Raw genomic sequence first — 18,515 nt, 5'->3', positions numbered from 1 at the left:
CTCCCTTAACTCTGCACTAGCTCATCTACAGCCTTCCTAAGCTCCAACGCAGCCTCACCTGAATCCTCTGCCTTCATAATGGCAGATACAACGCATATTCCTGCAATTGGTGCTCCCCTTAGGATCTCAATATTGTCTTTATTAAGCCCTCCAATAGCATTAGCCGGAATAGTCACTGCCTTACATATATCTTTTAGCGTATCTACTGATGTTAGGACTGTTTTAACCTTGGTGGTTGTGGGATATATTGCTCCAACTCCAAGATAATCAGCACCCTTTTCGTATGCTTCTAGAGCCTGCTCTACAGTCTTGGTGGTCGCTCCAATTATCTTGCCTGTTCCAAGGATGCTCCTTGCTATATCTACCGGCATATCAGACTGCCCAAGGTGCACTCCCTCTGCATCTATGGCCATGGCTACATCTATACGATCATCTATAATAAGGGGAACATTGTACTTTCTTGTAATCTCATGAACCTTTGCTGCAAGCTCAATGTACTCTCTGGTAGACTTGTCTTTTTCCCTTATCTGAATTATCGTTACGCCGCCCTTTATGGCCGCTTCGATCTTAGCCAGAAATTCCTGTTCAACTAGTCCCGTGCTGTCTGTCACAAGATAAAGGCGTAAATCCTCTCTTTTCACATTCATCCTCCTTGTTAAGTATTGAAATGGCATCCAATAAGGCTATTAAAAAAGTACCACTACCTATGCCATTTTCTGCAGCTCTTTCGCCTGCCCTCCCCATAAATGAAGCAGCTCTGCAGGTTGCCATAAGATATTTATCCACGCTGGTGCTCTCATCCTTCTCATTCTCATCGGAAGCTGCCCATGCAAGAAATCTTGCGCAGATAGCTCCCAGCATACAGCCAGTACCAGTTATTGTTCCCAGCATAGGATCACCATTATCTACGTAAAAGACCTTGCTGCCATCTGTTACGATGTCTCTGGCGCCGCTTGCAAGGACTATCACTCTGCATTCTCTGGCAAGCTCCATGGCCTTTTGCGTGACAAGGGCAGTATCAAGATCACTTTGTGCATCAACGCCTTTTCCCCTATAGTCAGCATCCACCAGAGCAACTATCTCAGAATAATTTCCTTTTACAACAAGAACTTTGCCCTTCTCAGAACCTTCTTTTGTCTCATCAATGCCCCTGGACTTAGTTCCTTCATTCCAGCTCTCCAGTAGTCCAAGTGCATACTTCCTTCTAAGCTGAGAACATGCTACTCCAACAGCGTCCAGTACTATCGGGATTTCTTTTCCCATAGCAGTGTCAAAAGAAATGCTCATAGCCTCCATTCTGCTGTCTGAGATATTACCCAGATTCAGGAGCAGAGCTTGCGCTGTCTTAGTTATCTCTTTAACCTCCAAAGGGTGCTCAGCCATTATCGGCTTAGCACCCAGAGAAAGCACTGCATTTGCACACATCATCATTGAAATTGGATTGGTGATACAGTGAATTAAATCTGCCATTTATGCCACCTGATCAGCTTTAGATTCAATATCTCTAAGGCTATTCTGAATCTTGGAAAGAGCGCCTGCTGCCTTCAAGGTTCTAAGAAGAAGGTATGCAATAGAGCCCCCAATGAGCGTTCCGCATATGAATGATGGAACGTAGAAAAACCAGGTAAGGCCTTCTTTGCCCCACAGATAAGTCATAACAGGGTAAGAAACGATAGCTCCGATTATTCCTGTTCCAAAGACTTCACCAAGAACAGCAGCGATGAGCTTTCCTTTTGATAATTTGTAGAAAACACCGGACAATGTGGCGCCAAAGACTGCTCCAGTAAGAGCAAGTGGGGGAATTCCCATGATCATCATTCTGATGATACCGATGAGCACAGCGCACAAAAGCGCGTAGCCAGGCCCCATGAATACGGCGCAGGTGATGTTGATAAGATGTGCCATTGGACACATTCCCTCAACTCGAAGGATCGGCGATATCACAACGCCCAGAGCAACAAACATCGCGAGCATCACCATCCTCAGTAAATAGTTACTTTTTTTCATACTTTTCCTCTTTTCCCAGACGGAGGGCTCACTTTGGCTACGCACTTCTATATATGCGCACAAAAAGCGGAAGCCCCGACATGGTTGCTTCCGCGAATATACTCCTATTATCAGGCATCCCTACGTTGGCATTATCCAAATCAGGTTCTCGGTCGAAGGTCGCACCTTCCTCTCAGCCTGTAATACAAGCTCCCGTCTGTTTAGTTGTCTTAACCTTTATACACCTTTTAGTACTTTAACGCAATAACTTTTTTGATAAATCTTATTTGCCCTCGAGATCTGCAACTCTCACAGGCTCGCCATTTAACAGAATGTATCCTGGTGGAAGCTTGGATGCATCTGACATTGACCTGTATTTGCCAGTCTCATGGATATGTGGCTGAGCACCGGCAGTATTAAAGATTGACTTCTTATTGTAAGTCACGTGCTTGCCTGGCTTATTATAAGTATCATATTTACCAGCCTTCTTGTAGGTGTCGTATTTGACAGGCTTAGGAGCCTGCGCTCCTGTAGAGCTCAGCTTTTTCTTATTCCTTCCAACTGCAAATGCGATAATTCCGCCAACAATCAGTATATCTACAACTGTATTAATAAAATCTTCCATCCTGTCCTCCCGAAACAAATTATCTATAGACAAACAAATAGACTAATGTTATTATAGCAAAGTTGCACTCAGGAAATGATATTTATTTCCTAAATTTATAATGTCAGTTCGAGACCTTCCTGACACAAAACAAAACTAAAGGAGAATTTAATAAAATGCGTAACAAAAAGGTATTATTCATCACTCAGGCTGCAGCTATCGCAGCTCTTTATGTAGTTCTTACACTACTTGCAAATGCACTTGGTCTTGCTAACTATGCAGTTCAGGTTCGTTTCTCAGAGGCACTTACTATTCTGCCTTATTTCACACCAGCAGCTATCCCAGGATTATTCATTGGATGCGTCGTTGCCAACACACTTACAGGCTGCATGCTTCTTGATACTATCTTCGGATCACTTGCTACACTTGTTGGAGCACTTGTAACATACTATATCGCTCATGGCTTCAAGAAGCCTTCTGATGCTGGTTTTTACAATACCTCCAAGGTTAAGAAATGGTTATGTCCTATTCCTCCAATCGTAGCTAATGTAATCGTAGTTCCACCAGTACTTATCTACGTATATCACATGGAGGGAACACTTCCATTATTCATGCTCACAGTTGGTGCTGGAGAGGTTATTTCCTGCTTCATTCTTGGAATGATCCTTCTCTTTGCTCTTGAGCCTAGAAAAGACGTTATTTTCCGCGTTAACGACTAATTAAAAACGTATTCCTGCTGCTTTAGAAATAATCTGAGGTAGCAGGAATTTTTTTGATTTAAGGAAACTAAAAATTCTCACATTTTTTCTTTTGTCTGTGGTATGATACTTCCCGTAAACAATAATCTTGAATAATTATCCCGGATTATTGTGTGTTTAGTAATTGCACATCTATGAATACATACTTTAGGAGGAGTCCATGGGAGGATTTTTTGGAGTAGCATCTCGTGAAAGTGCAGTTTTTGATCTGTTCTACGGAACTGACTATCACTCACATTTAGGAACCCGACGCGCCGGAATGGCTGTCTACAGCAAGGAGAAAGGGTTCGATCGTTCTATTCACAACATTGAGAGGTCATATTTCAGACCTAAATTTGAAGACGATATGCTCAAGATGGAAGGTCATCTTGGTATCGGCTGTATCTCTGACTTTGAACCACAGCCACTTATCGTCAGATCTCATCACGGCACATTCGCTATCACCACAGTTGGCAAGATCAACAACATCGAAGAAATCACTAATCAGCTCTTTAAGGATAATCACTCACATTTCCTTGAAATGAGTGGTGGAGACATCAACCCTACCGAGCTGGTTGCATCTATCATCAATCAGAAATCTACTCTCGTAGAAGGTATTCGCTATGCACAGGAAGTTATAAAGGGCTCAATGTCGCTTCTGCTCATGACACCAGAAGGCATTTATGCAGCAAGAGATCGCTTTGGCAGAACTCCGGTTCAGATAGGCCAAAAGGATGATGGTTTCTGCGTATGCTTTGAGAGCTTTTCATATTTAAATCTTGGATACATAGCCTACAAAGAGCTTGAGCCTGGCGAAATAGCATTTATCACTCCTGAGTCAGTAGAAATTGTAGCTCCAGGTTTTTCAGAAATGCGTATCTGTACCTTCCTGTGGATCTACTACGGATTCCCAGCTTCTACCTACGAAGGACTTAACGTTGAGAATATCAGATATGCCTGTGGTGGCAAGCTTGCTCAGAGAGATATACAAAGAGGCATCCACCCTGATCTTGTTGCTGGCGTTCCAGATTCCGGTGTAGCCCACGCTATCGGCTATTCCAACACTTCAGGAATCCCATATTCAAGACCATTTGTTAAATACACACCAACCTGGCCAAGGTCATTCATGCCTACTGTTCAGTCCAGACGTGATCTTATCGCCAAGATGAAGCTGATTCCAGTTAACCAGCTCATCAAGAACAAGAGCCTTCTTCTCATCGATGACTCTATCGTAAGAGGAACACAGCTTCGTGAGACTACAGAGTTCCTTTATAAGAGCGGTGCAAGCGAAGTACACATCAGACCTGCATGCCCTCCTCTTATCTATGGCTGTAAGTACCTCAACTTCTCTCGTTCCAACTCAGAGATGGAGCTCATCACAAGACGTGTGATTGAGAAGCTCGAGGGCTATCCTTCACCAGACGAAGCTACAGTCAGAAAGTATACAGATCCTGATTCTCCAGAGTACGATGCTATGCTGGAAGAAATCAGAAAGGATCTTAACTTTACATCACTCCACTACCACAGACTTGATGACATGATAGAGGCAATTCCTCTTGAGCCATGTAAACTGTGCACCTACTGCTGGAGTGGTAAAGAGTAATCAACACTAATATATTCTATGGAGGTATCACAATGGAAAGAGTCGCTAAGTTTTTAAAAGACGCAGGAACCTACTATCTTGCTACTGTTGATGGAGATCAGCCAAGAGTAAGACCTTTTGGAACTGCTCACATCTTTGAGGGTAAGCTCTACATTCAGACAGGTAAGGTAAAAGATGTATCTAAGCAGCTTCACGCTAATCCAAAGGCTGAGATCTGCGCATTCATGAACGGTGAATGGCTCAGAGTTGCAGCAGAGCTCGTAGAGGATGACAGACTTGAAGCTCGCCAGTCAATGCTTGATGCATATCCATCACTTCAGAACATGTACAAGGCTGATGATGGCAACACAGAGGTATTCTATCTCAAGAATGCTACTGCTACCTTCAGTTCTTTTACACACGAGCCTGAAGTTGAGACATTCTGAGCATATTAGTTATATAACAATATAGAATATCACTATCACACTTACTGTGATAGTGATATTCAGATAATTTATTTACTTTACAACAAACATTCCATAATCCTTAGGAAGATCGATAACTCCGTTCTCTTCGTGAGCTCTAAGGACTTCATATATCTTTTCCTTAGGGAGTGTTCCAATTCCATGAAGTGAAGCAAGGCTTACTATATAGCCTGCAAGGTCATCAATGTTAGTGATGTGGAAGGAATCCTTGTATCTAAGTGCTGTAACCTCTGTAAACTCTTTTCCCAGATGCTCAGCTCCGTTATCCATAGTAAAGTTGTGGTTAGGCTTAAAGTCGTCGCCCTCAAGCTTGAACCAGTTTGCAAGCTCCTCTGTAAAGCCGCTCTCTCCGTAGGTTGAGCAGTAGAAGGTTCCGCCATCTCTAAGGACTCTTCTAACCTCACTGATACCCTTGGCAAGATCAGGAACGTGGTACAGCATCGCATTTGCAATTACTATGTCAAAAGACTTATCGTCAAAAGGCAGGTTCTGGATGTCTGCCTGCATATACTCTACATTAGCTCTTTCTCCAAGGTTGCCCTTAATTGTCTCAAGCATGCCCTCAGAAAAATCAGTGAAGTAAAATTTCTCGCATTTATCAATAAGATTCTCATGACCAAGCCATGAAACACCTGTGCCACAGCCAATCTCAAGAACTCTTGCGCCCTCTGGAATCTCGTAATTAGATACTATCCAGTTGCCATAGCCCTGTTTGTTAGTGGAATACAGCTCATGGAATGAGATTCTCGTGCTGAGCCCCTTTGAGTTTGCGTACTGCTCTTTTACTGCAGCTGCGTCATTTGAACTACCAATATTCATGTTATGCCCGTCCTTTTCCAGTAAATTTCTTGAATATTATATAAATGCATTTAGCAATTATAATCAGCGAATCAAAAGCTTCCTGTATTCAAACAGTTTTTCTTCTATCAGCTGCTTGTTGCCTGTAAAATAATCCGCAACGTCTTGTGCAGTTTTCCTTGCAAGGTCGTAGTCTTCCTGAGTTATAACACCTGTCGCAAGGGCTTCCTCAAGCTCTTCTGTGTCGATCACCGCAGGAGTTCCATCCTCTGCTATAACAACGTCAAGGAGAAGGTCGTAGAAAACCGCATCTCCGTTATCAGCTATTTCATTTCTAAGGGTAATATCTACGTAGTGCTGGAATATCTTATCATCGTGGAACATGGATGTTATTACATAATTGCCGCCCTTAGGTGCAAGCTCAAGCCACTGATACCCCTTATCAGCTATGCAGAGCCTTCCGCTTGGTGAATCCACTTCGTCAGGTGCTGCTATTCCAGTAAAGGTCACAAGACCAATTCCTCCATCAAAGAAATCATCCTTGTGATATCTGCATGTAAAATCCCTGTCATTATCTGTGTACCACTCACGCCTGTCCAGGTTTTTCTTCTTAATTTCTACCAAAACTTATTCCTCCATATGCCTAATTATTTTCTAGCTCTTACCAGAAGGAAATCAGGCTTGTGGAACAAGTCGTAATACTCAGGGTATTTGGCAAGAAGCTCCTCGTCAGGAGTTGGCTCGATCATCTTCTCGATAACAAAGCCATTCTGTGCAAGCTCGTTGACAATAGTAGAGAACATTCTGTGATAAACAATGAAATTATCTACAAACCAGGTAGATGTTCTCTCGCCCTCTACGCCGTAATCTGCAAGGTTGATGTATATCTTTTTACCATTCTCATCCCTTGTCCATCTGGGAAGCTTGTTACTGTAGGTTGTTGTAAATGGATGTTCCTGGGAAAAGACGAATACTGCGCCCGCATTCATCTTCTCATAGATTTTCTTAACTACGCCTGCATAGTCCTCTACATAGTGGAATGCAAGCGAGCTGATAACCACATCAAAGGTGCCTGATACCTTATCAAGCTCCTCAATTGGAAGCCTTAAATACTCAATCTTAGGATCAGCATTTTCCTTACGTGCAACCTCCAGCATCTTCTCAGAAAGATCGATGCCTACTACTCTTTTGGCGCCTCTTTTAACATAATCGACGCAGTGTTCCCCAAAACCGCATCCAAGGTCCAGTATCTCTTTGCCCTCAAGATCAGGAAGAAGCGATGAAAGCGCTGGAATCTCAAATAAAATATTGGCATTTACTTCCTGGTCTCTGAGCTTCTTGTAGCCGTCAAAAAAGACCTCGTTGTCAAAAATATTCTGCTGTGCCATGTTACCCTCCCTTTATTCCCAACCAGGTTATTATTTTGTAGCTAAATCCTTAAACATTTCCTCATATTTATCGAGGACTCCCGCATCCTCAAATTTAATATCTCTATTATCCTGAGACTCCAGAGATATGAAGAACTGACCAAATTTATAATATCCACAAACGATGATTCCCTTATCATCAGGACCATATACAAGACACTCCTTGTACTTACCAAAGTCGCTGAGCTTGGGAAGTCCTAGTGGAGTATCCTTCCTGGCAAGTTTGTTGTATAGCTCTGCTATTGGAGTCTTGAGCCCGCTAATACGCTCTCTGTGAGTCATACTACTGCCCATTATCCATAGGAGCGCACTCTGAATACCAACCAGGACGAAGGTTCCAACCTTGCTTACGATATCTGTGCAAACATAGATAGCTCCACTTATGAAAAGAGCCAGAGCAACGATCCTGACGATTACTGATAAGGATCTGTCTATTTTAAGACTAAAGGTCTCACCAGCTGATGTTCCCATGATCACAAGGCCTTCCATCATCAGAAGGAAAAAGATCACCATGCTCTTTCCGTTCATGGATCTGCTATAAAGATATACAGTTCCAAAGATCATGCCTGAGATACCAATAATAACGCTAAGAGAATTGGTCGCTGCGTAGCCAATCAGTTTGGTAAGATCGTAAAAGATATTATTAAGTCTGCAATATCCTACTATAAACAAAAAGATTGATATACCAAGTATCACGTAGGATGTGACATTAAGCTCTCTTGGAAGAAAAAATAGTACCAGATATGATGCAATAAGAGCTAATGCATTTAAAATGTTGTTTTTCATATTTAAAAATCCTTTTTAGTTCTTTTCATAAAGTACAAGTCCGTACTTTTGTTTTTCTTTTTCTATGGCTTTGCTGATCCATTCCTTATCCATGATGTTGTCATAAGCTCCGGCAACAACGGATTCGTCAGCAAAGTTGTCGAATTCAATCTGCTTCTCTTCCAGAATCTGCATCATCTCTTCGTCTATCGTATCCGGGCAAAGAAGGTGATATACAAGGACGTTTCTAACCTGTCCCATTCTGTAAACACGAGAGAGCGCCTGGCTCTCAAGAGATGGCTTAATCTGAGGCTCGCAGAATATAACAATACTGGCTGCCTGTATGTTAAGGCCAATGCCACCAGCTATTATCTGGCTGACAAGCACGCTTCCATCTCTGGCCTCAGTAAACTTATCAACGATGAGCTGTCTGGAGCTGATGTTAGTATCTCCGCTTATTACGCCAACACATCTATCCCCAAGAAGGCTGCTTACTTTAGCGATAGTATCTCTGAAGAAAGAATATATAATGACCTTTCTGCCTTCATCAGATGCCTGTTCCAGGAGCTCCAAAAGCCTTATGCACTTTGAAGATTGGGTGAGGTCATCCTGAAGGAAGGATACTCTACGCATATCTGAAAAGTTTCCCCCAGCAACAGCCGATGAGTAGCATGCTCTGTCTATGTCTGTCAAGCTACACCATTCCTGTTCTTCATTTATCGGTGGAAGCTCAGTAAGAACCTGCTCTCTCGTCCTTCTGATATATACAGGAGCAAGCTTTTCTTTAAACTCAGGAAGATGACTTATATGCGCAAGTGACCTTATCTCTTTGGTCATGTCAGGACGTAAAAAATCTATAAGGTTGCACATCTCTTCAACTCTGTTTTCAAGAGGCGTTCCTGTCATCAAAAGGATACGTTCAGATTCATTATCAAGCCTTCTGATGTACATAGTTCTTTTGGCATCAGGATTCTTCATGTAATGAGCTTCATCGATCACCAGCATGGACAGATGCATGTGGTTGTCGATCTTATTTACAATCTTGCCCATGGTCTCATAATTGGTTATGGCTGCGCCGCCGCGTTCCTGCCATCTCTCAAGTGCATCATCAGCAGTTTGACCATGTACTATAAAGGCCTCTATCCTGCTAAATTTCTTGAGTTCTCTCGCCCAGTTAATGAGAACACTTGCAGGGCATACTATAAGATAATAGTTCTTTTTATTCTCAGTAGCCTGTATATGTGACATGGCAGCAATAGCCTGTATTGTCTTACCAAGCCCCATCTCATCACCCAGAAGAACCTTCCTTTGATGAAGGATATATTTGGCTCCAAAGGTCTGATAGGCTCTGAGCATTCCCGAAAACATACTAAGATCAAGCTTTGTTTCATTTATCTCTTCTGCTAGCTGCAAAGGAATGCTGTCATATAAGAAAGGTCTGTTACCCGTAACATTTCCAAGGTTCTCTAAAAGAGCGTAAAAATCAGCACTATTTCTGTTAAAGGCCGTAAGCGCAGTTTCTCCTGATGTGTGGGAAGCTTCCTGGTATTCATTGATAAAGCCCATGAGCCTTTCAAAGAAAGTACTGTTACAGAAATCATAAATATCTTCAGACATCTTTACAGTAGCCTGCTTGGATGTGCTAGAAGAAAAAATCCAGTGAACGCTATTTTTGATAATTCCACTATTTGCAATAGTAGTATCAAATGCATCAAGATTGTCAGAAGCTTCTTTTGCTCTGTTTCTGACAGCGTCGCTATTTATAAGGTTTGCCATGGCTGTAATGAGATCTATGCTTCTTTCTCTTTTATCCGGGTCACCTTCTGTATCTATTCTGACTGCTACCCTTGATGAGAGGCTGTTGGCAAACTCAGTAACGACGTTTCTGATGGCCTGTGTCTGCTTTTCACCAACGCCTTCTACTGCCTGAAGATCATAGTCTGTTGCGCTTGCTATATCAAAAAGCGTATTGTATCCTGCATCCATAAGAGCCTGAACTCTTATCCCCGCCTTGGCATTTTTGAGTTCTTCTACGGAGTAGCTTTTAAGCTCCTTCTTGGCCTCGTCACCGGCTATCACATTGCAATAATGCTTAACGTTGTTTTCCTGTATGACTCTATCGCTATAAAAGCCTTTAAATGCATCGTTTGTGTCATTAATGACTTTTATGAGTTTTTTGACATCTTTAAAATTTGGCTTGTTCATAAAAAGGTCTCATCTTTTCACACAATAAAAATGCTCAAGTTTTATCCTACTACACAAGCAAAGTGGCCGCAACAAAAGGTTTTTGGCATTTTTTCTTTACATTTCTTCTGGACAGGAAAGTCCTAAAAGGCTACAGCCCTCTATGATAATCTTCTGTACGACACTTATAAGATAGAGGCGTGAGTTCTTGATGTTCTCGTTTTCTTCTTTCAGAATCTTACACTCCTGGTAGAGCTTGTTAAAGGCTGTGCTGACATTGATGAGATAGCGGGCGATAATGGAGGGTTCATAACGCTCTGCCGCAGTGGTGATTGCCTTCTCATAGCCTTCAAGTGTCTTGATAAGTTCGAAGGTTACATCGTCTGTGAGGGTTGTACAATCTGCATGAATCTTACTGGTAACTGGCTGTTCTGAGATTGACTTAACTTCACTTGTCTGTACTGTGCTTGGTTCCTCTGTTGGTACTCCTGCCTTGCGGAGGATACTTCCTGCCCGGGCGTTGGTGTACTGCACGTATGGTCCTGTTGTTCCATCAAAGCTAAGAACTTCCTTCCAGGAAAAGTCTATGTTCTTGATTCGCTGGTTGAACAGGTCATGGAAAATAACTGCTCCTATTCCTACCTGCGCTGCTACTGTTTCTTTATCAGCAAGGGATGGATTCTTTTCCTCTATCAGTTCAAGGGCACGACTTGTAGCCTCTTTTAGGATATCCTCGGCGTAGATGATGTTTCCTGTACGAGTTGATAACTTTTCTCCCTCAAGACTTACAAGGCCATAAGGGACATGGACAAGGTTCTGATAATAGTCATAGCCCATAAGCTCTATAGCCTTGAATACCTGTTTGAAATGAAGTGTCTGCTCAAGTCCTGTGACATAAAGGCACTTATCGAATTTGTACTTCTCCTTACGATAGAGAACTGCTGCAATATCGCGAGAGTGATAGATTGAACTTCCATCCTTCTTGGTGATCATACATGGTGGCATGTCGTATTCAGAAAGGTCTATTACATTAGCTCCCTGACTCTCGATGAGAAGTTTCTTTTCCTTGAGCTGTTCGGCAAGTGCTGGTACTTTCTCGCGGTAGAAGCTCTCTCCTGTATATGAGTCAAAGCTTATTCCCAGCATATTATAAACCCGCTCAAATTCCACCATGCTGATATCCTTAAACCACTCCCAGATTGCCAGAGCTTCTTCATCTCCTGCTTCCATCTTAACGAACCAGTTACGTGCTTCATCCATTAGTTCAGGATGCTCGTCTTTTTCTGAATTGAACTTAACGTAAATATCTAGAAGCTCCTGAATTCCCTTCTCTTCCACAGCTTCCTTGCTGCTCCATTTCTTGTAGGCAACAATGAGCTTACCAAACTGAGTTCCCCAATCTCCTAGGTGATTGATTCGAACCACCTTATAGCCAAGCTTGTCATAGATCTTGTACAGAGAATTTCCTATGACTGTTGTACGAAGGTGTCCCACATGGAAATTCTTGGCTATATTGGGAGATGAATAGTCAATGCAGATTGTCTTTCCTGTACCAATCTGCTCTACTCCGAGGTTATCCTTTTTGAAGGTATCTAATACCTTCTGCACATAAGCTGAGCGGTCATAGAATAGATTGCAATAACCACCTATCACCTCAATATGACTGATTCCAAGCTCCTCCTTGTGGCTATCAAGTTTCTCTTTTACCTCAGCTGCTATGATAGCCGGGTTCTTGCGAAGTACCTTGGCAAAAGAAAAACATGGAATCGCCAGATCTCCCATTTTGCTGTCAGGCGGTGTCTCTAATACTTCCTGGATCTTTTGAAGGTCTGTGATTCCTACTACGTCTGCGATTACTTTACTTACTGCTTGTTTCATTTCTACTCTCCTTAAATATATTTTTGTAATTTCCAAAACTTGAACTTAATTTTGGATAAAAAAAGAACCGCAAGAGATTTAGTATTCTAAATCCATTACGGTTCTGCATATACCTATTAACAGCAACCGCACGGCAACAAGACATACGTTCTTGCAACCATGCGACTTATCTGCATTAGTTACAAGAACTTATGTCTTCTCTGTCTGCGTCTGATGCTGTTGTTAAACATGTTAACTGGTATCATATCTCTTTTCCTGAATAGTGTCCGCCTCGTGACGACTAGTATTGATAGTTATAATAAAGCGACAATAAATGTATGTCAATTACTATTATCATTCTATATTTTTAAGCGCCACATCAAGCGGTATTCTCTTGATCCTGAGATAATCCATAAGTGAAACGAAGCTGTAGCCAATGAGCAGATACAGTATCGAGAGAATCATAGACGAAACGCTCATGTAGAACCCGAAATATCCATCCATCTGTAGCATGAAGGCATGGAAAATCCAGATCATAAGATAGTACCCTGCGCCAAAGCTGATGATTGAAAACAGCACAACCACTATGGCTGTTGGAACAATGTAAAGTGATCCAATCTCTCCGTTCATAAAACCAAGAATCTTGACCATGGAGATTGAATGCTCATTTCTCTCAATGATGATTTTGGCCAGAAGATAGATAAGCGATGCTGCAAGGACAATGAGTGCGTATTTAAATACGTCCACAAACATTCCAAAAGAATGCATGAGCTGCGTAGTAACTTTGGTTATGTCCTCAGAAGTTATAACTGTAGCTATGTACTGCTCATCTATATCAGTGATCTCATTTCTGGAAAAATATCCGGAGAATTCATCATCAGCTACATCAAAGATATCCTTGAAACTGTCAGAATCAAGAAATACTGCGATTCCTCCGTCATAATCTATAATGCCTGTTACACTAAACTCATAGGATTTATTCTCGTATTCAGCATTTAGAGGAATGGTATCACCTTCCGACAGACCAAACTTTTTGGCAAAGGCTGTAGAAATATATGCTCCGCCATTATTCGTTTCTTTGTCCAATGTGATATATTCACTACCATTTTTGATTCCATAGACTGTAACACTCTCATCTCCGCCACTTCCCATTCCCTCGCGGAAAGTAGACTTCTTCTTGGGATAAAGAAGCTCAGTCATATTGAAGCGTTCTGCTGTTTCTTCAGAAGTATCTATGATTTCACCGTCTTCATCCTGATAGTCCATGAGCATGTACTGGTACTGCGCAAACATCATGTTCGGAGCTTCTTTCGCATAATGATCAAGAGAATCAGGAAGTCCGAAGGCAAAGCACAGCATAAGCTCAACTAAGATTACTCCGAATATCAGAATCAGATAATTAGGCATATTCTGGAAAAGAATTCGAAGTCTGAATCTACGTATAAATGACCACCTTGGAAGTCTTCTCGCCTTGGTTCTTTTAGTCTTAACAAGGTCATGACGAAGGAACTTCAAGGGACTAAGCTGCAATTTCCTGACTATTACAAATAAATTGATAAAGAACATCAGCATAAGCGGTATTATCGTAGTCTTAACAAGAGCCGCGTTACTCCATACTGCCTGACAGGTTGGAAGGCTATAGCTGTTGTAATACATGTAAACAGCAAGATTTTTAAAAGCTGTATATCCCAGAATGTTACCTATTACTGCTCCGATGATCGTCACTATTACTGGCATGGACATATAGTGAATAACAAGCTCTGTCCTGCTATAGCCGGAAGCTCGTAGCGTTCCTATGACAGAAGCTTCCTTATCGATGGTATTACTGATGATGATCGCAAAGATAAATGCTATTACTCCAATCAGGATATAGCACAAAATGCTGGCTCCTACTGAGTCTCCTTCAATATCCGATACAGCGAAATTGCTGGCCTGTCTGAGATATTCAGGAAGGTAGTCCTTGATTTCGTTGTCCTGAACAAGTGTCTGGGTAATGAGTGACTTAAGGAAATTCTCTGAAGCATCAGCCTTTTCAATCTTGGTCTCAGGGTTGTCTACATATATGAAGGCATAGCTATAGTGAATTCTTGATGTGAGTTTTGTAAAAGCCTCAGGCGTTACCATGGCCACATCAAAACCAAAGGCATCAAACATAAGGTCAGTATTGGATTCATGGAGAGTTAAGTAGTTAACATATGATAAAAGACCTACCACTTCAAATTCTTTTCCGCCAACAGTGATAGTATCGCCAATCTTAACTCCTACATTATCAGCATGCATTCTGTCGATTGCTATCTCATTGTCACTAACAGGAGCTCGTCCCTCGTTAAAAGAGGCTTTGTCTATCTCGGAATCGCTCTTATAGATTCTAATTGTGGCATCTTCTATTCCGTCATTGTTGTTATCTTCTGCTTCTTCTCTGTAGAAATGCTCATATATTGTAACGGGTGCAGGAACGAAATCTGCATCATTTAAATTGTATCTGTCTGCAACCTCATCCCACTCTTCGTCAACCTTCTTAATTACTTCATCATGTGCTTGGTTATAGGCATCCTCTACAGCTTTCTTATAATCATCAGAGTCTTTTGCTTCCTTAATTGCATCGTCAAATGAAGCTTCCATAGCTGCATCAATCTGCTGCTTGATCATATCTTCATCAGTTATTCCATAAGCAGCACACTGAGCGCGTACGCCGTCTTCTATAGCCTGCGTTACCTGCTCATTTAACTTTTCTTCTATTGCTTCAGCAACCTTTTTATCAGCTTCTTTATTGCCCTTTTCTATGTAATAAGCTCTGACATCTGCTTTCTCGCCAGTACTTATATTTTCAATCAGTTCTGGTGAAGCTTTCTTGGATAGTTCAAAGCTCCCATCTTCAAGATTAAGTTCTTCTCTTCCGGAATATACAGCTGACAGCATACTATCGTGGCCAACATACATACCTGAAATAACGCTGATCATGACAACCATGAAGATTATGATAACAAGATATTTATGCCAATCCGTTTTAAGTTCTCTGGGGATTCTTTTGATAAGAGGATTTCTCATAGTACACCCCCTTACCACTCAAGATCAGAAGCAGGAATCTTGTTTTCATTCATGTCGTTGTGACGTACAACGCCGTCTCTAAGCTTAATTACATGGTCTGCCATGTTCTTGATAGCTTCGTTGTGAGTAACCATGATAACGGTGTTTCCGTACTTCTTATTGCAATCTTCTATCAGAGCCAGGATCTCTTTAGACGTCTTATAATCAAGAGCTCCTGTAGGCTCGTCGCACAAAAGAATGTCGGGATTTTTGACTACAGCTCTTCCTATAGATACTCTCTGCTGCTGTCCACCTGATAATTGATTGGGGTATTTGTACTTGTGATCCTGAAGACCGAGGGTTGTGATGACTTCCTCTACATCAAGAGGATTATCAGAAAGATAGGCTCCGACCTCGATATTCTCTTTGACATTGAGATTCGGAATAAGATTATACATCTGGAAAACGTAGCCCAGGTGCTTGCGGCGATACATCGTAAGCTCTTTTTCACTCATCTCTTCAAGTTTATCGCCATTGATACTAACAAAGCCATCATCAGGCGTATCGATTCCGCCTATGATATTAAGAAGCGTAGATTTTCCGGAACCGGAAGGACCAAGAAGAACGCAGAACTCGCCTTTTTCTACCGTGAAGTTCATTCCGCGCAGAACATCCTGTCTGGCTTCACCAGTTCCAAAACTCTTTTTTAGATCTTTGATTTCAAGACACTCTTTTCCCATAAAAACTCCTCATCCGATTCAAATAAGCACTTTGTCTGTATCTGAATCAATTATAACTAGTATTAGTATAATTAGTACATGCACAATCTAGCAAAATAATGTTATCTATTTTTCATTTATGACATTTTACTAGTTATCTATTGCTAACAAGATTATATTACGCTATAATTTCGTTAGCAATAGCTAACCAATAAAAAAATGAGAGGGCATCATGAGTAACGAATATGTTATTTCAATTTTAAAAGACAAGGGATTTAGAATTACTAAACAAAGAAAACTTATAATAGACATCATCCTAAATAGCGACGGCGCATCCTGCAAAGAGATCTACCACAAGGTAGTTGCCAAGGATGACACCGTCGGTTCTGCTACTGTTTATAGGATGATCAGACTGCTCGAGGATATTGGCATCCTCAAGCATGTCGACATGATAGCACTACAAAATAAGTCTGTTAATCCAGCTTACTCTTCTATCTAACGCCTCATGAACTATTCTGCTATCAAGCACAACCTCAAAGCCATGGCATGCACCTGGAACTTCGTTTAGTTCAACAGGAATGTTTGCACTCTTTAGCTTTTCTGCAAAAAGAACTCCATCATCATGAAGGCAGTCAAACTCTGCAACTTCTATGTACGTACTTGGGAATTTATCAAAAGAATCTGCTTCCAAAGGTGATGCGTATTCAGGCCTCGTTGGAGTAGCATTTCGAAGATATTCATTCCAATACATTCCTGCAAGTTTAGAATTAAGTACAGGTGTATCGGTATATCTTTTCATAGATTCTGTGTTCATCCGCCTATCAAGCGCAGGATAAGACATTAGAACGCCTATCGGCATAGTCAAATTATTATCTCTAGCCATAAACGAAACAGCTGCAGAAAGCGTAGCACCTGCGCTATCTCCAGTAAAGATGATTCTGTTCTTATTTATCTGAAGTTCATCAGCATGATCTATAACCCATTCGTAGGTTCTATAGCAATCCATTGTCGCATAGGGATATCTATACCTTGGCATCAGCCTGTAATCAGTAATTACAGCCTTACACCTTGTCTTTTCAACATACCATTTTGCAAACTGGTAGTGTGCCTCGACAGCTTTTAGCATTATTCCGCCGCCATGGAAAAAGACTATGCAAGGCAGAATTCCATCAGTATCTCTTGGCTCGAGTATAAGTGTTTTTAACATATAATTATCATAGCCAGGAGTCTCATACTCTTTTACAACTACCTTATCATCTGATCTACAGGTGGTTCTGCCTATAAAAAGATTCACCAGTGGATATACATAAATGCATGGAAAGAGCTGCTGCCCTTCCATGCATTTTAATTCTTGGTCTAATGGATATTTAGATTTGCTCATTATTCTCAGCCTTATTCCACTTCTTATTCCAAAGAGTCATAACATCTTCCAAAACAGATTTACGAAGCAGGAATAAAACTAGTCCTATTTCAACTGCAAAAACAACAATATTACAAACAATATCTCTTGTTCCAAGCGCTTCTGCCATAATTCCGCTCTCGCTTACTGAATCAGCATTCATAAGCGCGTACACATCATACAGGAAATGAAGCATCATAGATGGAAGAATGCTTCCACTTCTAAGAAACAGTGCGCACATTACAGCACCTGCGCCAAATGTTGAGAATACCTGTATGAGAGTAGCCTGTGCATTAGCTCCTGCAAAAATATTGGTTGCATGGAACAGCGCAAAGATCAAAGTAGAGGTAACAAGAATCATTGGAATCTTTTTGGACTCTTTGATCTGTCTCATTCCATAGGAAACAGGAACTGCCCTGAATATAATTTCCTCAGTTACACCAGCCATCAGTGAAGTATGCAGGGTTGTAAGTGTTGGAGCTGCATAATTGCCCTTGGTCACCAGCATGATGATAATGTCTGGAACAATGATAGCCAAAAGGATGCCTAATCCGTTCAACAGCCATCTGCCAAGATTGTCTGTTCTGATATTGCTCTCAAATTCCGGATAGAACCATCTCTTGTGAATCGCCAGCATGAGAAATGCAGCTGCAGCGTACGCAACATATAAAATAGTTTCACTGCCAGGTATATTAAGTAGCCTTACAGTTATTCCTACTATTCCGCCAACAACAAAGCCAATGACAATTGACACCATGAGATATGACAGTGCCGTGAGAAGGACCATCCCCAATACTGTGTTACGGTCCAGGATACGATGTTTGATTACTTTCTTTTCTTTTTTCATAGTTTCTCTCTATACTTTCTTATATATTTTGCACAAAAGAACCAGTATTTAAGCCCTATGTGCAATTGGTTAATAAGTTACAAACAATGATAAGCAAT

General features: G+C 41.4%; 18 protein-coding genes and 1 riboswitch. Of the genes, 4 read left to right on the top strand and 14 right to left on the bottom strand.

The genetic code is table 11. The annotated features are described in order from the left end of the window. Window positions 1–5 precede the first annotated feature (5 nt). The 4 genes from thiE to IJI01_RS08205 form a co-directional block, all read right to left on the bottom strand. Window positions 6–641 carry a thiamine phosphate synthase gene (gene thiE / locus IJI01_RS08220; protein WP_330623105.1) on the bottom strand — a complete coding sequence of 212 codons (636 nt, stop codon included), beginning with the start codon at window positions 639–641 and terminating at the stop codon, window positions 6–8. Continuing rightward, window positions 586–1,470 carry a hydroxyethylthiazole kinase gene (locus IJI01_RS08215; protein WP_292188551.1) on the bottom strand — a complete coding sequence of 295 codons (885 nt, stop codon included), beginning with the start codon at window positions 1,468–1,470 and terminating at the stop codon, window positions 586–588. The genes thiE and IJI01_RS08215 overlap by 56 nt, the downstream gene beginning before the upstream one ends. After that, window positions 1,471–2,007 carry an energy coupling factor transporter S component ThiW gene (gene thiW, locus IJI01_RS08210; protein ID WP_292188548.1) on the bottom strand — a complete coding sequence of 179 codons (537 nt, stop codon included), beginning with the start codon at window positions 2,005–2,007 and terminating at the stop codon, window positions 1,471–1,473. A 99-nt stretch (window positions 2,008–2,106) separates the two neighbouring features. Continuing rightward, a riboswitch (TPP riboswitch) is annotated at window positions 2,107–2,211 on the bottom strand. A 58-nt stretch (window positions 2,212–2,269) separates the two neighbouring features. After that, entirely contained in the window at window positions 2,270–2,611 is a 342-nt protein-coding gene (locus tag IJI01_RS08205) for a hypothetical protein (protein WP_292188545.1), read from the bottom strand. Window positions 2,612–2,766: 155 nt separating this feature from the next. On the opposite strand from IJI01_RS08205, the gene IJI01_RS08200 reads away from it, so the two are divergent. The 3 genes from IJI01_RS08200 to IJI01_RS08190 all read left to right on the top strand — a co-directional run bounded on the left by IJI01_RS08200 (window position 2,767) and on the right by IJI01_RS08190 (window position 5,355). Continuing rightward, window positions 2,767–3,309, top strand: coding sequence for a QueT transporter family protein (locus IJI01_RS08200; protein WP_292188540.1), 543 nt, complete (start codon window positions 2,767–2,769; stop codon window positions 3,307–3,309). Window positions 3,310–3,508: 199 nt separating this feature from the next. Next, entirely contained in the window at window positions 3,509–4,930 is a 1,422-nt protein-coding gene (locus IJI01_RS08195) for an amidophosphoribosyltransferase (RefSeq protein ID WP_292188537.1), read from the top strand. Window positions 4,931–4,962: 32 nt separating this feature from the next. Beyond that, window positions 4,963–5,355 (top strand): pyridoxamine 5'-phosphate oxidase family protein, encoded by a 393-nt coding sequence (locus IJI01_RS08190; protein ID WP_292188534.1) that lies wholly within the window; start codon window positions 4,963–4,965, stop codon window positions 5,353–5,355. Between the two features lie 72 nt (window positions 5,356–5,427). Here the strand turns inward: IJI01_RS08190 and IJI01_RS08185 are convergent, their stop codons facing one another. The 8 genes from IJI01_RS08185 to IJI01_RS08150 form a co-directional block, all read right to left on the bottom strand. After that, window positions 5,428–6,213: a class I SAM-dependent methyltransferase gene (locus tag IJI01_RS08185; RefSeq protein WP_292188532.1), complete on the bottom strand. Its 786-nt coding sequence runs from the start codon at window positions 6,211–6,213 to the stop codon at window positions 5,428–5,430. Between the two features lie 63 nt (window positions 6,214–6,276). Beyond that, window positions 6,277–6,816 (bottom strand): DUF402 domain-containing protein, encoded by a 540-nt coding sequence (locus IJI01_RS08180; protein WP_292188529.1) that lies wholly within the window; start codon window positions 6,814–6,816, stop codon window positions 6,277–6,279. 23 nt (window positions 6,817–6,839) lie between these two features. Then, window positions 6,840–7,580 (bottom strand): class I SAM-dependent methyltransferase, encoded by a 741-nt coding sequence (locus IJI01_RS08175; RefSeq protein ID WP_292188526.1) that lies wholly within the window; start codon window positions 7,578–7,580, stop codon window positions 6,840–6,842. Window positions 7,581–7,610: 30 nt separating this feature from the next. Then, a complete protein-coding gene (locus IJI01_RS08170; protein ID WP_292188524.1) occupies window positions 7,611–8,405 on the bottom strand; it encodes a hypothetical protein in 795 nt (264 codons plus the stop codon). A 15-nt stretch (window positions 8,406–8,420) separates the two neighbouring features. Next, window positions 8,421–10,589, bottom strand: coding sequence for an SNF2-related protein (locus tag IJI01_RS08165; protein ID WP_292188521.1), 2,169 nt, complete (start codon window positions 10,587–10,589; stop codon window positions 8,421–8,423). A gap of 96 nt (window positions 10,590–10,685) precedes the next feature. After that, the gene (gene argS, locus IJI01_RS08160; RefSeq protein WP_292188518.1) at window positions 10,686–12,446 is read right to left on the bottom strand and encodes an arginine--tRNA ligase; all 1,761 of its coding nucleotides are present in this window, start codon (window positions 12,444–12,446) and stop codon (window positions 10,686–10,688) included. A gap of 333 nt (window positions 12,447–12,779) precedes the next feature. Beyond that, entirely contained in the window at window positions 12,780–15,473 is a 2,694-nt protein-coding gene (locus tag IJI01_RS08155; protein WP_292188515.1) for an ABC transporter permease, read from the bottom strand. Between the two features lie 11 nt (window positions 15,474–15,484). Further along, a complete protein-coding gene (locus IJI01_RS08150) occupies window positions 15,485–16,192 on the bottom strand; it encodes an ABC transporter ATP-binding protein (RefSeq protein ID WP_292188513.1) in 708 nt (235 codons plus the stop codon). A gap of 211 nt (window positions 16,193–16,403) precedes the next feature. Here IJI01_RS08150 and IJI01_RS08145 point away from each other — a divergent pair, with 211 nt between their 5' ends. Beyond that, on the top strand, window positions 16,404–16,670 hold the full coding sequence (locus IJI01_RS08145) for a Fur family transcriptional regulator (protein ID WP_292188511.1): 267 nt from the start codon (window positions 16,404–16,406) through the stop codon (window positions 16,668–16,670). Here IJI01_RS08145 and IJI01_RS08140 read toward each other — a convergent pair. Both IJI01_RS08140 and IJI01_RS08135 read right to left on the bottom strand, forming a co-directional pair. Continuing rightward, a complete protein-coding gene (locus IJI01_RS08140) occupies window positions 16,629–17,510 on the bottom strand; it encodes an alpha/beta hydrolase (protein ID WP_292188509.1) in 882 nt (293 codons plus the stop codon). The two genes, IJI01_RS08145 and IJI01_RS08140, sit on opposite strands and share 42 nt — an antisense overlap. Window positions 17,511–17,538: 28 nt before the next feature. Next, window positions 17,539–18,417 (bottom strand): CPBP family intramembrane glutamic endopeptidase, encoded by an 879-nt coding sequence (locus IJI01_RS08135; RefSeq protein WP_292188506.1) that lies wholly within the window; start codon window positions 18,415–18,417, stop codon window positions 17,539–17,541. Window positions 18,418–18,515: the final 98 nt, after the last annotated feature.

The organism is Butyrivibrio sp. (assembly GCF_017433805.1).
Taxonomy (GTDB): domain Bacteria; phylum Bacillota; class Clostridia; order Lachnospirales; family Lachnospiraceae; genus Butyrivibrio.
The sequence above is the reverse complement of the archived record's forward strand: the minus strand, read 5'-3'. Positions and strand labels throughout refer to the sequence as shown.

What these genes read in the sequence shown, in the direction of transcription:
- IJI01_RS08175 (WP_292188526.1), bottom strand. Translation starts at nt 7,580, where the DNA reads ATGGCACAGCAGAATATTTTTGACAACGAGGTCTTTTTTGACGGCTAC.
- IJI01_RS08150 (WP_292188513.1), bottom strand. Translation starts at nt 16,192, where the DNA reads ATGGGAAAAGAGTGTCTTGAAATCAAAGATCTAAAAAAGAGTTTTGGA.
- IJI01_RS08190 (WP_292188534.1), top strand. Translation starts at nt 4,963, where the DNA reads ATGGAAAGAGTCGCTAAGTTTTTAAAAGACGCAGGAACCTACTATCTT.
- IJI01_RS08200 (WP_292188540.1), top strand. Translation starts at nt 2,767, where the DNA reads ATGCGTAACAAAAAGGTATTATTCATCACTCAGGCTGCAGCTATCGCA.
- IJI01_RS08145 (WP_292188511.1), top strand. Translation starts at nt 16,404, where the DNA reads ATGAGTAACGAATATGTTATTTCAATTTTAAAAGACAAGGGATTTAGA.
- IJI01_RS08135 (WP_292188506.1), bottom strand. Translation starts at nt 18,417, where the DNA reads ATGAAAAAAGAAAAGAAAGTAATCAAACATCGTATCCTGGACCGTAAC.
- IJI01_RS08165 (WP_292188521.1), bottom strand. Translation starts at nt 10,589, where the DNA reads ATGAACAAGCCAAATTTTAAAGATGTCAAAAAACTCATAAAAGTCATT.
- IJI01_RS08215 (WP_292188551.1), bottom strand. Translation starts at nt 1,470, where the DNA reads ATGGCAGATTTAATTCACTGTATCACCAATCCAATTTCAATGATGATG.
- argS (WP_292188518.1), bottom strand. Translation starts at nt 12,446, where the DNA reads ATGAAACAAGCAGTAAGTAAAGTAATCGCAGACGTAGTAGGAATCACA.
- IJI01_RS08140 (WP_292188509.1), bottom strand. Translation starts at nt 17,510, where the DNA reads ATGGAAGGGCAGCAGCTCTTTCCATGCATTTATGTATATCCACTGGTG.
- thiW (WP_292188548.1), bottom strand. Translation starts at nt 2,007, where the DNA reads ATGAAAAAAAGTAACTATTTACTGAGGATGGTGATGCTCGCGATGTTT.
- IJI01_RS08185 (WP_292188532.1), bottom strand. Translation starts at nt 6,213, where the DNA reads ATGAATATTGGTAGTTCAAATGACGCAGCTGCAGTAAAAGAGCAGTAC.
- IJI01_RS08155 (WP_292188515.1), bottom strand. Translation starts at nt 15,473, where the DNA reads ATGAGAAATCCTCTTATCAAAAGAATCCCCAGAGAACTTAAAACGGAT.
- IJI01_RS08205 (WP_292188545.1), bottom strand. Translation starts at nt 2,611, where the DNA reads ATGGAAGATTTTATTAATACAGTTGTAGATATACTGATTGTTGGCGGA.
- IJI01_RS08195 (WP_292188537.1), top strand. Translation starts at nt 3,509, where the DNA reads ATGGGAGGATTTTTTGGAGTAGCATCTCGTGAAAGTGCAGTTTTTGAT.
- IJI01_RS08170 (WP_292188524.1), bottom strand. Translation starts at nt 8,405, where the DNA reads ATGAAAAACAACATTTTAAATGCATTAGCTCTTATTGCATCATATCTG.